Annotated in this window: 10 protein-coding genes and 1 pseudogene; 4 read left to right on the top strand and 7 right to left on the bottom strand. The window is 71.3% G+C overall.

What is annotated here, in order from left to right; translation table 11 throughout:
* Window positions 1-180: 180 nt before the first annotated feature.
* Both LRD69_RS30500 and yicI read left to right on the top strand, forming a co-directional pair.
* A complete protein-coding gene (locus tag LRD69_RS30500) occupies window positions 181-3,057 on the top strand; it encodes a glycoside hydrolase family 3 C-terminal domain-containing protein (protein ID WP_277330078.1) in 2,877 nt (958 codons plus the stop codon).
* A gap of 61 nt (window positions 3,058-3,118) precedes the next feature.
* Window positions 3,119-5,404, top strand: coding sequence for an alpha-xylosidase (gene yicI, locus LRD69_RS30495; RefSeq protein WP_277330077.1), 2,286 nt, complete (start codon window positions 3,119-3,121; stop codon window positions 5,402-5,404).
* A gap of 71 nt (window positions 5,405-5,475) precedes the next feature.
* Here yicI and LRD69_RS30490 read toward each other — a convergent pair whose 3' ends face one another.
* The 4 genes from LRD69_RS30490 to LRD69_RS30475 all read right to left on the bottom strand — a co-directional run bounded on the left by LRD69_RS30490 (window position 5,476) and on the right by LRD69_RS30475 (window position 10,125).
* Complete coding sequence (locus tag LRD69_RS30490) at window positions 5,476-6,024, bottom strand: DUF4232 domain-containing protein (protein WP_277330076.1); 549 nt, start codon at window positions 6,022-6,024, stop codon at window positions 5,476-5,478.
* 238 nt (window positions 6,025-6,262) lie between these two features.
* Window positions 6,263-6,661, bottom strand: coding sequence for a DUF6221 family protein (locus LRD69_RS30485; protein WP_277330075.1), 399 nt, complete (start codon window positions 6,659-6,661; stop codon window positions 6,263-6,265).
* Window positions 6,662-6,779: 118 nt separating this feature from the next.
* Window positions 6,780-8,147 carry a cytochrome P450 gene (locus tag LRD69_RS30480; RefSeq protein ID WP_277330074.1) on the bottom strand — a complete coding sequence of 456 codons (1,368 nt, stop codon included), beginning with the start codon at window positions 8,145-8,147 and terminating at the stop codon, window positions 6,780-6,782.
* A gap of 169 nt (window positions 8,148-8,316) precedes the next feature.
* Window positions 8,317-10,125, bottom strand: a complete 1,809-nt coding sequence (locus tag LRD69_RS30475) for an ABC transporter ATP-binding protein (protein WP_277330073.1) — start codon at window positions 10,123-10,125, stop codon at window positions 8,317-8,319.
* A 155-nt stretch (window positions 10,126-10,280) separates the two neighbouring features.
* Here LRD69_RS30475 and LRD69_RS30470 point away from each other — a divergent pair.
* Window positions 10,281-10,946: pseudogene (locus LRD69_RS30470) on the top strand (ThuA domain-containing protein); the annotation flags it as partial.
* A gap of 71 nt (window positions 10,947-11,017) precedes the next feature.
* On the opposite strand, the gene LRD69_RS30465 reads toward LRD69_RS30470, so the two are convergent.
* From LRD69_RS30465 to xylB, 3 genes are all read right to left on the bottom strand, one after another.
* Window positions 11,018-11,863, bottom strand: a complete 846-nt coding sequence (locus LRD69_RS30465; RefSeq protein WP_277330072.1) for a hypothetical protein — start codon at window positions 11,861-11,863, stop codon at window positions 11,018-11,020.
* Entirely contained in the window at window positions 11,863-13,140 is a 1,278-nt protein-coding gene (locus LRD69_RS30460) for a VWA domain-containing protein (RefSeq protein WP_277330071.1), read from the bottom strand. The genes LRD69_RS30465 and LRD69_RS30460 overlap by 1 nt, the downstream gene beginning before the upstream one ends.
* Before the next feature lie 120 nt (window positions 13,141-13,260).
* Window positions 13,261-14,745, bottom strand: coding sequence for a xylulokinase (xylB, locus tag LRD69_RS30455; RefSeq protein ID WP_277330070.1), 1,485 nt, complete (start codon window positions 14,743-14,745; stop codon window positions 13,261-13,263).
* 269 nt (window positions 14,746-15,014) lie between these two features.
* Here xylB and xylA point away from each other — a divergent pair, with 269 nt between their 5' ends.
* Complete coding sequence (gene xylA / locus LRD69_RS30450; RefSeq protein WP_277330069.1) at window positions 15,015-16,184, top strand: xylose isomerase; 1,170 nt, start codon at window positions 15,015-15,017, stop codon at window positions 16,182-16,184.
* Window positions 16,185-16,197 lie beyond the last annotated feature (13 nt).

Raw genomic sequence — 16,197 nt, 5'->3', positions numbered from 1 at the left:
GAACCGTTTCCCGGGTCGATCAAGCCCAGTTGGCGGCGAATGGCGCCGAGCGCGGCCTTGACACCCACGGGGTTCGACGCGGAGCATCGAAGCGCTTCGAAAGATCTTCCGAGGGCTGGACGGATCCTCGGCAGGCCCCGAACAGCGCAAAACCTCCCACCTCTCCAAGGGGACCCGCACGTGACGGAACAACCGCAGCCCTTCCGCGACCCGCAACTGCCCTTCTCCCGACGCATCGACGACCTGCTGCAGCGGCTCACCCTCGACGAGCGGATCGCGATGCTGCACCAGTTCGCGCCCGCGGTGGACCGGCTCGGGATCGGCGCCTTCCGCACCGGTCAGGAGGCACTGCACGGCGTTGCCTGGATGGGCCCCGCGACCGTCTTCCCCCAGGCCGTGGGCCTGGGATCGACCTGGAACGACGAACTGGTCCGCCGGGTCGGCGAGGCCGTCGGCAACGAGGTCCGGGCCAAGCGGGCCAAGGACGACCGGGTCGGTCTCAACGTCTGGGCCCCGACCGTGAATCTGCTGCGCCATCCGCTGTGGGGGCGCGGCGAGGAGGGGTATGCGGAGGACACTGCCCTCACCTCCGCCCTGGCCGTCGCGTACACCCGGGGACTGCGCGGCGACCACCCGCACTACTGGCGTACCGCACCCGTGCTCAAGCACTGGCTCGCGCACAACAACGAGACGGACCGGGACATCTCCTCCTCGTCGGTGCGCCCCCGGGTGCTGCACGAGTACGACCTCCGGGCGTTCCGCGACGCCGTGCAGGCGGGCGCCGTGGCCGGCGTCATGCCCGCGTACAACCTGGTCAACGGGCGGCCCAACCATGTGTCCCCGCTCCTGTCCCAGCAGTTGCGGAGCTGGACCGAACAGTCGCTCGTGGTGTGCTCCGACGCCGGGGCGCCGTCCAATCTGGTCGACTCCGAGCACTACTTCGACACTCACGAACAGGCCACGGCCGCCGCCCTGAAGGCCGGAGTCGACAGTTTCACCGATCACGGCGAGGACTCCACCGTCATGATCGGCCGCATCCAGCGCGCGCTGGACCAGGGTCTGATCGACGAGACGGACATCGACACCGCTGTCCGCCGGCTGCTCGAACTGCGCTACTCGCTCGGTGAGTTCGACCCCGAACTCGACCCGTACGCCGGCACCGTCGCCTTCGACACCGCCGAACACCGGGCGCTCGCCCAGGAGGCCGCCGAACAGGCCGTCGTCCTGCTGAAGAACGACGGCCTGCTGCCGCTCGACCCCGGGGCGTCCGGGACGATCGCGGTCGTCGGCCTTCTCGCCGACTCCTGCAAACTCGACTGGTACAGCGGCACGCTGATCCACCGGTCCACCCCGCTCGACGGGCTGCGGGCACGGTTCGGCGCGGACCGTGTCACCTTCGCGGAGGGCGCCGACCTGGTCCGCCTGAAGTGCGCCGCGGGCTGGCTGCAGATCCCCGAGGCCGGCGACAGCACCGGCGCCGGGCGTGGTGCGGAAGGCGCCCTCGACCCGGCGCGGCTTGTCGGCCGCACCGACCTCCCGCCGCTGACCTGCGGCGACACCCCGTCCGAACTGGCACTTGTCGACTGGGGCGACGGCGTACTCACCCTGCGGGCCCCCGACGGCCGCTACCTGTCGGTCGCCGAGGACGGCTATGTACGCGCCTCCGCGGACGAGCCCGGCGGCTGGATCGTCCAGGAGACCTTCCGCTGGGAGGAGGTGGCAGGTCACGCCGGGGGGCACCGCCTTGTGCACATCGGAACGGGTGGGTACGTGTGTGTTGCCGCCGACGGCGTAAAGGTTGCCGCGGCGGACGAAAAAACTTCCAGCCACGGATCAGCGGGCGCCGCCACCGTCTTCGAGCAGGAGGTAGTCGAACGCGGCGAGGACGCCGTCGCCCGCGCGGCGGCCGCCGCCGACACCGTGATCGTCGTCGTCGGCAACGACCCGCACATCAACGGACGCGAGACCGAGGACCGCACCACTCTCGACCTGCCCGCCCACCAGGAACGCCTGTGGCGCGCCGCGCACGCCGCCAACCCGCGCACCGTGCTGGCGGTCACCTCCGCCTACCCGTACGCACTCACCGGCGCGGCGGCCGCACTCCCCGCCCTGCTCTGGACCGCGCACGGCGGACAGGCCGCCGGGACCGCGCTCGCCCGGATCCTGTCCGGTGACGTCTCTCCGGCCGGCCGGCTTCCGCAGACCTGGTACACCTCCGACGCCGAGCTGCCCGGCCTGCTCGACTACGACATCATCGGCTCACGGCAGACGTACCTCTACTACGACGGCACGCCGCTCTACCCGTTCGGCCACGGACTCTCGTACACCGCGTTCACGTACTCCGGACTGACGGCCGAGCGCGACGGCGACCTGCTGCGGGTGTCGGTGACCGTCACCAACGCGGGCGCCGTCGCCTCCGACGAGGTCGCCCAGCTGTACATACGCGCCGTGGCACCGTCCGTCGTCCGTCCGCTGCGCCGGCTCGTCGGCCACCGGCGCCTGCACCTGGCGCCCGGCGCCGGCCGGCGCGTCGACTTCGCGGTGCCGGTGAGCGAACTCGGTCACTGGGACGTGGCGCACGGCCGGTGGACGGTCGAGCCCGGGGCGTACGAAGTCCAGGTCGGAGCCTCCGCCGCGGACATCAGACTCATCGCCGGCGTCACGGTCGACGGCGAGCCGTCAGGGCCCCGCCCCGTCCTGGACCGCGGCCTCGAAGCGGCCGACTACGACGAGCAGTCGGCCACCGGGATCGTCGACCGTACGAAGACGGACGGCGACGCCGTCACCGCCACCGGCCCCGAGAACGCACTGCTCTTCCGGCACTGCGACTTCGCGGCCGGGGCACGTACGGTCACCCTGTCCGCGGCGGGCGAGGGCTCCGTGGAGATCACGGTCGACGGCCGCACGGCGGCCGTCGCCGTCCCCGCGACCGACGGGCCCTACGACTACCGCAGCCACGAGGCCCCGCTGACCGCCTCCGGTGTGCAGGACGTGCGCGTCACGCTGCGGGGCACGGTACGGCTCGCCCGGATCGACTTCACAGGAGTGACCGAGTGACTCCGCCGCGCACCCGTCCCGACCGTTGTCCCCGAACAGTTGTCCCTGGCAAGGAGTCCTCATGAAGTTCACCGACGGCTTCTGGCTGATGCGCGAGGGCGTCCGCGCCTGCTACGCGACCGAGATCCGTGATCTCCGGGTCGACACCGACCGGTTCACCGCCTACGCGGCGGTCAAGCAGGTCCACCAGCGCGGCGACACCCTCAACACCCCTCTCATCACCGTCGACTGCTTCTCCCCGGCGGAAGGGATCATCGGCGTACGCACCACCCATCACGCCGGCAGGGCCGGCCATGGACCGGACTTCGAGTTCCCCGGACTCGACACGGCGACCGCCGCCGCCCGCACCCGCAGGGACGGCGCGGTCACCGAACTGACCAGCGGTCCCCTGACGTTGCGCATGGACGGCGACGGGCCGTGGGGCATGACGTTCCTCGATGCCGAGGGCCACCGCCTGACGGGCGTGGACAGCAAGGGAACCGCCTTCGCCACCACCCCCGACGGCGCCCACCACATGATTGCCCAACTCGCCCTGGACGTCGGCGAGAACGTCTACGGGCTCGGCGAGCGGTTCACGCCGTACGTCAAGAACGGCCAGACCGTCGACATCTGGCAGGCGGACGGCGGCACGAGCAGCGAACAGGCCTACAAGAACATCCCGTTCTACCTCTCCTCGCGCGGCTACGGCGTCTTCGTCAACCACCCCGGCAAGGTGTCCTTCGAGATCGGCACGGAGTCGGTCGGCCAGGTGCAGTTCAGCGTCGAGGACCAGTCGCTGGAGTACTACATCGTCGCCGGCCCGACACCGAAGGAGATCCTCGCCCGCTACACCGCCCTCACCGGCCGGCCCGCGCTGCCGCCGGCTTGGTCGTTCGGACTCTGGCTGACCACGTCGTTCTGTACGTCGTACGACGAGGAGACGGTCACCTCGTTCGTCGACGGCATGGCCGAGCGGGACATCCCGCTGTCGGTCTTCCACTTCGACTGCTTCTGGATGCGCGAGTACCAGTGGTCCGACTTCCAGTGGGACCCTGACGTCTTCCCCGACCCGGTCGGCATGCTGGCCAGGCTCAAGGAACGCGGTCTGCGCATCAGCATGTGGATCAACCCGTACATCGCCCAGAAGTCGCCGCTCTTCGCCGAGGGCGCCGAGCACGGCTATCTGGTGCGACGCCCCAACGGCGACATCTGGCAGTGGGACCTGTGGCAGCCGGGCATGGCGCTCGTGGACTTCACCAACCCGGCGGCGCGCGAGTGGTACAACGCCAAACTGCGCGTCCTGCTCGACCAGGGCGTCGACTGTTTCAAGACGGACTTCGGCGAGCGGGTGCCGACGGACGTCGTCTGGCACGACGGCTCAGACCCGGAGCGGATGCACAACTACTACGCGCAGATCTACAACCGGACCGTCTTCGAACTCCTGGAGAAGGAGCGCGGACACGGCGAGGCGGTACTCTTCGCCCGCTCGGCGACGGCGGGCGGCCAGCAGTTCCCCGTCCACTGGGGCGGTGACTGCTTCGCGTCGTTCACCGCCATGGCCGAGTCGCTGCGCGGTGGCCTGTCTCTGTCGCTGTCCGGCTTCGGATTCTGGAGCCACGACATCGGAGGCTTCGAAGGCACTCCCGACCCCGCCGTGTTCAAGCGGTGGCTCGCCTTCGGCCTGCTCTCCTCGCACAGCCGGCTGCACGGCAACGTGTCGTACCGCGTGCCGTGGGCCTTCGGCGACGAGGCCGTGGACGTGGCCCGGAAGTTCACCCTCCTGAAGCACCGCCTCATGCCGTACCTGTACGGGGTGGCTGCCGAGGCCCACCGCACGGGCATCCCGATGATGCGACCGATGCTGCTGGAGTTCCCCGCGGACCCGACCACCCGGATGCTGGACCGCCAGTACATGCTCGGCCCGGACCTGCTGGTGGCCCCCGTCTTCACGGCGGATGGCCGGGTCGAGTACTACGTCCCCGAGGGCACCTGGACCCACCTCCTGACCGGCGAAACGGTCACCGGCCCGGCCTGGCGCCAGGAGACGCACGGCTTCGACAGCCTTCCGCTGCTGGTCCGCCCCGGCGCGGTGCTCCCGTGGGGCGCCGACGACCAGCGTCCGGACGGCGACTGGCTGGACGGGCTGACGCTTCGGGTGTTCGGCCCCGCGGCCGCGACGGCCGAAACGCCGGTCGTGGTGGTCGACCGGACCGGCGGCACTGCGGCGACCTTCCGGGTCGTACGGGACGGTGCCGCGGGCTCGATACGGGTGACGGCCGACGGTAGCGACCGTCCGTACCGCGTGATCGCTGAAGAGACCGGGGCGACGGGGGAGGGCACGGGGACGGTCGAGGTGCCGGTGGCCTGAGACGTGCGGTGCGCCGCCGGTGCGGACCCGGCCTCACCCCGTCCTACGGGTGCGCGGTGAGGCCGGCACACTCAGCCCAGCGCGGCCACCAGCGCCGAGTCCGCGGCGGCCGCCGACCCCAGCCACAGCGTGGTGACCGGCTCCCAGACGTGGATGCCCTGCGGCATGCCCACGGAGGCCGCCGTGAAGGTGACCCCGTAGTGCGACGGATCGGCTGACACGCTCACGCTGCCGACGAAATGCCCCTCCCTGCTCGCCGGGTCCGAGGTGCGGAAGGCGGCGTACGCCCGCTCGCCGCCGGCAAGGGTGTAGCGGCCGCTCCGGGCCGGCGGTACGGTCTGCGCGGAGCCGTCGAGCCCGGCGAAGGTGATCGTGGGCGTCCTGTCCAGGACACAGCTGCGACCGCCCTGATTCGTGACCCGGATGCGTACCTCGTTCTGCTGTTCGCCGGGCGACGCCGTCACGCTGAGGGCCTTCTCCTGACACGTACCGGGGTGGACGGCCGACGAGGCGTGTGCCGTGCCGGCCGTGGCGCAAGCGCCGGTGGCCGCCAGCATCACGGCGGTCGCGGCGGCGGCCGGGACGGTCCAGGCGGAGGTGGGTGTAAGGCGCAGGCGCATGGATCTCTCCGGGTGCTCGACGGCCTGTGGTCGGGGCTGGGGCTGGTGCGGCACGGACCTGATCAGTATCTGCCGCCCGGTTGCGACCTGCCCGTTGTGCGGGCCACGAACCTCGGGAGCACCGGCCGGCACCCGGATGGGCGCGTCGGCCGGTGCCCGCGTGACGCGTATCGGCCGACGCGCGCAGATCACCGACCGCCTCGGCGACCGGTGATCACTCCTTGTGACCGGTGATCGATCAGCGGCTGAACCGTGGCAGCCATTTCGCCTGGTAGTCGGGGTGCCCGGCGTCCTCCGCGGCCAGCTGCCGCACGACGAAGCCGAGTCCCACCGCGCGTCCGGAGGCGAAGTCGTGGTGGGGGCGGTCGGTGTCCAGGGCGGCGACCTCCTCGTACTCGTCCAGGAGGACCCTGCTCGTCTCGATGCGTCGCAGCGTGCGCGCGGGATCCTGCAGCGCGATGTGACGGTCGTAGCCATGCGTCCGCAGGCTGAACGCGATCGCGCCGGTCCGGTCGTGGATCTCGCCCGGCGATTCGGCCGGGCACCGCCACCTCTCGCCGCCGGCTGCTCGCGCGACCTGTTCCTCCTCGGCCAGGCGTGCCCGGACGAAGGCCACCATCTCGGAGTTTTCAGTCATCGGGTTCCGCATCCTCCGCCGTCAGGTCCTGATCGTTCGGCACGAGGATGCCGTACGGCGGAGGGCGACAGCACATCGCGACTGCACCCGTTCCGCCATACGGACATACGCCGGTGGGCTATCGGGCCCGCACCGTGGCCAGCACATCCCGGTCCGGCTGAAGTGTCAGCGTGGGCACGGGGTTGACGTCTCCCGGGTCCACCTCCAGTACGAACCGGCGTGCCAGCACCGCCAGGATCAGCACCGCCTCGACCATGGCGAACCGCGTGCCGAGGCAGACCCTCGGGCCGCCGCCGAACGGGAACCAGGCGTACTCCGCGATGTCGTCGCCGTTCTCGGCGTCCCAGCGTTCCGGGCGGAACGCCTCCGGTTCCGGGAACCACCGCTCATCGCGGTGCGTCGCCCACTGGCTGCTCCACACCCGGGTGCCCTCCGGCATGTCCACGCCGCCGATCCGGGCACCCTGCTTGGCGACCCCGGTCACCAGCCAGATCGTGGGGTAGAGCCGCAGCGTCTCCTTGACCACGGACTGGGCGTACGTGAGCCGCGCGTAGTCGTCGAACTCGGGTTCCCGGTCACCGAGGACACGGTCCAGCTCCTCGGTGAGTGCCGCGCGTGCCTGTGGATTGCGCGCCAGCAGATACCACGCCCAGACCAGCGTGGAGCTGGTGGTCTCGTGACCGCCGATGTAGAGGGTGACGGTCTCGTCGCGGATCTCCTTGTCCGTCAGCTGCGCGCCGTTCTCGTCCACCGCGGTCAGCAGCCGGCTCAGCAGGTCGGGACGCTCGTCGTCACCGTCACGGTGCCGGGCGACGACCCGGCCCACCTCGGCGTCGATGACCGCGGCGGCCTTCTTGATCCTGGCCCGGCCCGGCGTCGGCACCCAGTCGGGGAGCAGCGCACCGATACCGCTGAACTCCTTGCCGATCTCCTGCTGGGCGACATCCATCGCCCGGCCCATCGCCTCGGCGTCCGCCGGGGTGTCCACCCCGAAGATGGTGCGGACGGCGATCTTCTGCGTCAGCGCGGCCATCTCCCGCTTGATGTCGATGCGCTGACCGTCCGACCAGGTGTCCGCCAGCTTCACCGTGCTGCCGGCCATCGTCGCCGCGTAGGACCGGACCTGCTTCGGCCGTACCGACGGCTGCACCAGCGACCGCTTGCGCCGCCAGTCCGGACCGCGCGCCACCACCACACCGTTGCCCATCACGGTGCGGAACGCGATGCCCAGCGCCGGCTGGTCGAAGGTGCGTTCCGTCTCGGTGAGCAGCTCGCCTATGCACTCCGGATCGGCGATGAACACACAGGAGTTGGGTCCGAAGCGCCAGCGGACCATGTCCCCGTACCCGCGCAGCTTCTCGAAGAAGGCCAGCGGGTTCTTCCCGAACTGCGGCAGATTCCCGAGGAACGGCAATCCCCTGGGGCCCGGTACGGGCACGTGGCCGCTCGGCTCGGGATCGACGGCCGGGCCGGTCTCCGTGGACATGAAAGGTCTCCGCTCCCTCGTGGCGCACCCGGATCCGGTACGCGGCGACATGGCCGGACTCCACCGCCGGCCGATCGACCGTAGAACTCATCGGCCTTGTGGAGTACGTGAGTTGTCGAGGGTAACCGTGCTGAGTCACAGCTGTGCGGTCGGGCGTGCGCCGGACGTCCTACGCGGACTTCGCCGGCTGCAACCCCGCGTACACCCCGCCCCGTCCCACCAGTTCCTCATGGGTCCCCACCTCGGCTATCCGGCCCCCGTCCATCGCCACGATCCGGTCCGCCGCCCGGATCGTGGAGAGCCGGTGGGCGACGACGAAGACCGTGCGGCCATGGATCAGCCGGGCGAGTGCCTCCTGGACCAGCGCCTCCGAACGGGTGTCCAGGGCCGAGGTCGCCTCGTCCAGGATCAGTACCCGGGGGTTGCGGATCAGCGCACGGGCGATGGCCAGCCGCTGCTTCTGCCCGCCCGACAGGCGGGCCCCGCGCTCTCCGACGACCGTCGAAAGACCGTCGGGCAGGTCGTCGACGAAGCCGAGCGCGTTCGCGTCACGCAGTGCCTGACGGACCGTCTGCTCGTCCGTATCGCCCATGCCGTAGGTGACGTTGTCCCTGATCGTGCCCTCGAACAGGATGGACTCCTGCGGTACGACGGACAGGAACCTGCGGTAGCTGCGCAGATCGAGGGTGGCCATGTCGGTTCCGTCCAGCAGGATGCGGCCCGACGTCGGGCGGATGAAGCCGATCAGGAGGTTCAGCACCGTCGACTTGCCCGCCCCCGAGGCGCCGACCAGCGCGACCGTCTCGCCGGGGCGCGCCGACAGGGTGAAGTCTTCCACGGCAGGGCTGTCCACCCCCTCGTAGACGAAGCCGACCCGCTCGAAGTCGATGCGTCCCTGCACCTCGTCGACCAGGTCCTTGCCCGCGTTGCTCTCCAGGTCCGGGGCCTGAAGGACCTCGCCGGCCGACCGCACGGACTCCAGGCCCTTGCTGATGATCGGCGCGAGGCTGAGCAGTGTGGTCATCGAGCCGGTGAGCGTGGTGAAGAAGGCACTCAGCATGACCACGTCGCCCGCCGTGATCGGCAGCCAGCCGTGGTACGCGACCAGAGCCGATCCCGCCAGGCAGGCCACGCCGAGCGAGTTCAGCAGGATCCAGGCGAGCGCTCCGAAGCGGCCGTTGAGCAGATCGAGGCGCAGTCCGGCCGTGAAGACCTGACGCAGCGAGCCGTCGACGCGGCCGAGCGCGGTGCGTTCCAGGCCGTGGGCCCGGGTGATGGGAATCAGGCTGGTCATCTCGCTGACCCGGGCGGAGAGTTGCTCCACCTCCTGGCGGAAGGACTCGTTGTGGCTGCGCAGCCGCGCCCGCAGCCGCTTGACCAGCAGGGCGGCCGCCGGGACGACCACCAGGAACACCGGCAGGAACGAGGGAACACGGACGGCGATGACGGTGAGCCCGCCGATCAGCGTGATGACAGCGGCCAGCCCCATGTCGGCGGACTGCTGCACCATCTGCTCGACGCTCTCCACATCCCGGACCACCTTGGCCTGGAGCACGCCCGCGCTCGTCCGCGAGTGGTAGCCGATGGACAGCTGCTGCATGCGCCGGCAGAGCGCATCCCGCAGTGCGGTGCCCATGCGACGGACGCTGCCGCCGAGGCAGCGCACGTAGAGCAGATGCATCGGGTAGTTGAGGAGGAGCACGCACAGCAGCGCGCCCGCGTTGAACCAGAGCTCCCGTTCGGGGCGGTGCTGGACGACCACGTCGATGATGTTCGCCGTGATCAGCGGAAGCAGCCACACGGGGCTGTGCTTGACGACGAAGACGGCTGCGGCGGTCCCGATGCGCCGGCGGTCGGGGCGCAGGAGGTACCCGAGGGTGCGCACCGGGTGCTCGCCCCGGTACCGGTGATCGAGGGTGCCCGGTCGATGGGATGCGCGGTCGTACGCATGGTGGTGGGAAGACACCGTTCGCTGCATGGGATCAGCGAATCCCGGTGGACCACGCAGCACAAGCCCCTTTCCACCAGCTGGATCCGGACCGTCCCCGGGCTCGTCCGTGAGCCGGTGGAATCCTGGTCGTCCGGCCCACATGATGAGGGGCGTCCCGCCCGAGCCGACTTCCGGAGCACGTGATGCCGTCGCGCGGTCCTTCGAGGATCCTCGTCTTCACCCGTACCACCGCCTACCGGCACGACTCGATCCCCGACGCGGTCACCGCGTTCCGCGAACTGGGCGCCGAGCACGGCTTCGCCGTCGACGCGACGCAGACGCCGGACGTCTTCGAGAGCGGACTCGCGTCCTATGCCGCCGTGGTGTTCCTGTCCACCAGCGGTGACGTCCTCACCCCCGCCGGACGCACCGGACTTGAGGCGTACTGCGCGGCGGGTGGCGGGTTCATGGGCGTGCATGCCGCGGCGTGCACGGAGTACGGCTGGCCGTTCTACGGCGAACTCCTCGGCGCCAGGTTCGACCGCCATCCCGCCCTGCAGCCGGGCTCGGTGACCGTCGAGGACCACGACCACCCGGCGACCGCGCATCTGGGCGCCACCTGGGACTTCACCGACGAGTGGTACGACTTCCGCGAGAATCCGCGGGGCACCGTGCGGGTGCTCGCCTGTGCCGACGAGACCTCGTACGAAGGCGGCGGGATGGGGGCCGACCACCCCCTCGTCTGGACCCGTGAACACGCCGGCGCCCGGGTCTTCTACACCGCGCTCGGGCACAGCAGCGAGGCGTACCGGGATCCCGGATTCCGTGCGCATCTGCTCGGCGGGCTGCGCCACGTCGCCCGCATGCGCCACGGCGCCCCCGCCCCGGCGGCGGGGGACGGGGGCGCCGCGGACGGGCCCGGTGGGTGGCCGGAGGGCGGTCAGGCGCCCGGCGGGACCCTGGAAGGACGGCCGTTGCCGCGGGTCAGGGAGTAGCCGAACACGGCCGCGAGCGCGCCGAGGACGCCACCGCCGACGGTCCAGATCCAGCGGTCCGTCCACCAGCCGGAGGCCCAGCCGTCGTCCGGCTCGCTGCCGAGCGACACCCGGGTCGTGGCATCGTCGCCCGAGGCGGCGTCGTCCGACGTCTGCTGCACCGAGGACGCCCCGGGCACCAGCGGCTCGCCCAGCGTGCCGTCGACGTCGTGGGCGCCGCCCTTGTCCGCGGCCGTCACCTCCACCTCGGTCCGCACAGGCTGACCGAGGTCGGCCGCCGGCAGATCGACGACGGTGAGGCGTACGTAGTAGCTGCCGGGGAGCGGGTCGTCGGCCCACGGCTCGGACCAGGCACGGACGGTGCGCAGAACGCAGGAGAGCTCGACCGTCGACGAGTCCGCGGCGGCCTTCACGGTCTGGTGGCCGTACATGCAGGCCTGCCGGCGCCGCAGCCCGTCGTACACATCGACCTGCCAGGTCGACGCACCGTGCCGGGCGGAGTCCTCGGGCAGCGTGACCGTCGCCTTCACGGTGGGCCGCTGGCCGGCGTCGGCCGGGAACACCCAGTACAGGTAGTCGCCCGTGGACGCCCCGGCGGTGGCGCGCTGGTTCTGCTGGATCGCCGTCGCGGTCCGGAACGTGGTGCCCGCCTCGGTGGGACCCGTACTGCCGTCGGACGCGCTCGGGCTCGGGCTCGCCGACGGATCGTCGGCCGCGGCCGCCCCGGCCGAGGTCAGCAGCGCGAGCCCGGTCAGCAGGGCACCCGCGAGCACTCGTCTTGTACGCACCATCAGTTGGTCCTCCATACAGCGATGCGCCAGCGCGAGATCCAGCCGAAGAGCAGACCCGCGACCAGTCCGGTGAGGACCAGTACGCCGAGCAGCCACCAGCCACGGCCGAGACCGAACGCGGCGGCATCGGCCGCGTCGTCCGGCGCGGCCACCACGTCGACGGTCAGCTCGACCGGCATGCCCGGCGAGGTCTTGACGGAGGCGGGGGCCGAGAAGGAGTTGCTCAGCTGGAGGCAGACGGTCTCGGCGGCCGGCTGGTCCTCGCCGTCCGTGGCGTCCTGTTCGGGCTTGGGGTAGCGCAGGCCCGACGAGATCGCGTCGGTGCGACCGGTGCCGGACTCCGAGCCCCTGACGATTTCGCGGCCGTGCACGGTCACCGCGCGCAGCAGCACGCCGTAGTCGTTGTTGACGGCGCGGTCCGCCGACACGCTCACCGAGGCGCGCAGCTCCTGGCCCGGCAGCACATCCACCCGGTACCAGCGGTGTTCGCCGAACTTCTGGCGGTCCGTGTAGAGACCCGCCTTGAGCTGCGGGGCGGCGGAGCAGCTGTCCGCGCCCTCGGTCGCCACCGGGGTGACTACGGGTTCGGCCGCCCGGTCCACCAACTGGGTGACGCGGCCGGAGAGTTCATCGGTGTGCTGGACGGCCGTGTACGTGCCGCCGGTCGCCTCGGCGATACAGGTCAGCTGCTCGCGGATCTTCGCGTTCGGCACCAGGCCCAGCGTGTCGATGACGAGGTGGATGCCACGGGCCGCGATGTCGCGTGCCACCTCGCACGGGTCGAGCGGCCCGCAGGTGTCCTCGCCGTCACTGATCAGCACGATGCGGCGGGTGGAGTCGCCGCCCTCGAGGTCGTCGGCCGCGCCCAGCAGGGCGGGGCCGATCGGGGTCCAGCCGGTCGGGGCCAGGGTCGCGACCGCGGTCTTCGCCTCGGTGCGGTCGAGCGGGCCGACCGGGTAGAGCTGCTTGGTGTCCTTGCAGCCGACCTTCCGGTCGTCGCCCGGGTAGTCGGCGCCGAGGGTGCGGATGCCGAGCTGCACCTGCTCGGGCACGGCGTCCAGGACTTCGTTGAACGCCTGCTTCGCCGCGCTCATCCGGGACTGGCCGTCGATGTCACGGGTCCGCATGGAGCCGCTGACGTCGAGCACCAGCTCGACCTTGGGGGAGGCCTTGGTGGGGGATTCATCGGCGGCGGCGGGGAGGGCCGTGCCGAGCCCGGCGGTCAGGGTGGCAAGCAGGATGCCCACCCCGACCGTCAGCCTTCTTCTTATGATCATCGCCGGATACTAGTGAAGATCACATGGCATCCCCAAACCGGTGGCCGGGTCTGCCCGGTGATCCGAGGCCGCAACGCGGCCGGAGGCGGATCAATCCGGCGAACGAGCGTGCTCTCCGCGCTACTTGCCGCCGCCGAGCAGCGGCTCCGAGGCCTGCTCCAGCACCGAGACGACCCGCTCCCAGGTCTCCATGTCCCTGTCGACGGCGGGCAGCCGGGTGTCGTCGCCGGTGTTCCAGGCGGTCGCGATCGCGACCGGGTCCTCGCCGGTGGCGGCCGCCATGGCGAGCGCGGCCGCGCCCAGCGCCACCAGTTCACCGCTGCCGGGCACGATCACGGGCCGCCCGGAGAGCCGGCGAACCGTCTCCACCCAGACGTGCCCCTGTGCACCGCCGCCGATCAGCCGCAGCGGCCGGGCGGCGACCTCGGGGTCGGCCGGGTCGAGTCCGCAGGCCCGCAGCAGTTCGTCGAGGGCGCGCAGCACGGTGACGACCGCTCCTTCGTAGGCGGCGCCGAGGATCTGCTGCGGGGTGGTGTCGTGGCGGAGCCCGGTGAGCAGGCCCGAGGCCGTGGGCAGATCGGGGGTGCGCTCGCCGTCGAGATAGGGGAGCAGTACGGCCTGGCCGCCGGGTGCCGCGTCGTTGCGGTCCAGGCCGAGCAGGGTGGCGACCTTGTCCACGGCGAGCGTGCAGTTGAGCGTGCAGGCCAGCGGGAGGTACGTACCGTCCGCCGCGGCGAAGCCGGAGAGCGCCGCCGAGGCAGGCCGGGCCTGCGAGGAGGCGAAGACGGTGCCCGACGTGCCCAGGCTGAGCACGGGGTGGTCCAGCAGTCCGGCGCCGCCGAGACCGAGGCCGACCGCCGCGCTCATGTTGTCCCCGGTGCCCGCCGCCACGGCGATGCCGGCCGGCAGGCCCAGCGCCTGCGCCGCTTCATCGGTCAGTGAACCGGCCGGGGCCGCACCGGTCGTGGCCACCTCGGGCAGCAACGCGGCGTCCAGGCCCAGCAGTTCGAGCAGCTCGGGGTCGTACGCGCCGGTCGCGGTGGAGTACCAGCAGGTGCCCGAGGCGTCGCCGGGGTCGGTGACGGCCGTGCCGGTCAGCCGCTCGGTGAGGAAGTCGTGGGGGAGGCGGATCGCCGCGGTCGCGGCGGCCGTCTCCGGCTCGTTCTCCCGCAGCCACTGCCACTTCGACGCGGTCATGGCGGCCACCGGAACCGATCCGGTGCGGGCGGTCCACGCGTCGGGCCCTCCCAGCGCCGCGGTCAGGGCGGCGGCCTGCGGGGCGGAGCGGGTGTCGTTCCACAGCAGGGCGGGGCGCAGCGGGCGGCCGGCGGAGTCGAGGACGACCAGGCCGTGCTGCTGACCGGCCACCGCGATGCCGGTCACGGCCGAGGCCGGCACACCGGCCTCCTTAAGGCCGGCGGCGACGGCGGTGCGGAGCGCCTGCCACCACACCTCGGGGTCGCTCTCGCGGGCTCCGCCCTCACCCGTGACGACGTGCGGGGCACGTCCGACGGCGAGCAGCCGGCCGGTGGCGGCGTCGACGAAGGCCGCCTTGGTGGACTGGGTGGAGCTGTCCACGCCGATGACGACGGTACGCGGCGGCATGGGTTACCTCATTCTCGCGGGGTGTGCGGGGTGTACGGATGCACTGGTGTGCTGGTGGGCACGGGTGTGATCGATTTGGTCGTGCTGAAAACAAATTACGCGATCGCGTCGGTTCGGGCCAGGGGTGCCCCCCGATTCCCGGACGTGGGACGTGACGAAGGGTTACGCCGCCCAGGGAGTCCGTGCATCATTAATCATGACACTAAACAAATAGGGGTTCATGACACCTCGACCGTCGCGGGCCCCGCTGCACCGAAGGTGGTCAGACGATGACGGAACGCTTCACGCCCACCCCGGGAGACCGGTTCACTTTCGGCCTGTGGACGGTGGGCTGGCAGGGCCGCGACCCGTTCGGTGACGCGACCCGCGCGCCGCTCGACCCGGTCGAGAGCGTGCAGCGCCTCGCGGAGCTGGGTGCGTACGGTGTGACCTTCCACGACGACGACCTGATCCCCTTCGGATCCTCGGACACCGAGCGCGAAGGCCTCGTGAAGCGGTTCCGGCAGGCGCTGGACGCGACCGGCCTCGTCGTGCCCATGGCGACGACGAACCTGTTCACGCACCCCGTGTTCAAGGACGGCGCGTTCACCGCCAACGACCGCGACGTGCGTCGGTACGCGCTGCGCAAGGTCATCCGCAACATCGACCTCGCCGTCGAGCTCGGCGCCACCACCTATGTGGCGTGGGGCGGCCGGGAAGGGGCCGAGTCGGGCGCCGCGAAGGACGTGCGGGTGGCGCTGGACCGCATGAAGGAGGCCTTCGACCTCCTCGGTGAGTATGTCGTCGAGCAGGGTTACGACCTCCGGTTCGCGATCGAGCCGAAGCCGAACGAGCCCCGCGGCGACATCCTTCTGCCGACCGTCGGTCACGCTCTGGCGTTCATCGAGCGCCTGGAGCGCCCGGAGCTGTACGGCGTGAACCCCGAGGTCGGCCACGAGCAGATGGCCGGGCTGAACTTCCCGCACGGCATCGCGCAGGCGCTGTGGGCGGGCAAGCTCTTCCACATCGACCTCAACGGCCAGTCCGGCATCAAGTACGACCAGGACTTCCGCTTCGGGGCCGGCGACCTGCGCCAGGCGTTCTGGCTCGTCGACCTGCTGGAGAGCGCAGGGTACGAAGGCCCGCGCCACTTCGACTTCAAGCCGCCGCGGACCGAGGGCTACGACGGTGTGTGGGCCTCGGCCGCGGGATGCATGCGCAACTACCTGATCCTCAAGGAGCGCGCCGCCGCGTTCCGCGCCGACCCGGCCGTGCGGGAGGCGCTGCGCGCCTCCCGCCTCGACGAGCTCGCCCGGCCCACCGCCGAGGACGGCGTGGCGGGGCTGCTGGCCGACCGGTCGGCGTACGAGGAGTTCGATGTGACGGCGGCGGCGGAGCGCAGCATGGCGTTCGAGGCGCTGGACCAGCTGGCCCTGGACCATCTGCTCGGGGTCCGCTGACGCCGGGGGGCGG

It is taken from the genome of Streptomyces sp. JH14 (assembly GCF_029428675.1).
In the GTDB taxonomy this organism is placed as follows: domain Bacteria; phylum Actinomycetota; class Actinomycetes; order Streptomycetales; family Streptomycetaceae; genus Streptomyces.
The sequence above is the reverse complement of the archived record's forward strand: the minus strand, read 5'-3'. Positions and strand labels throughout refer to the sequence as shown.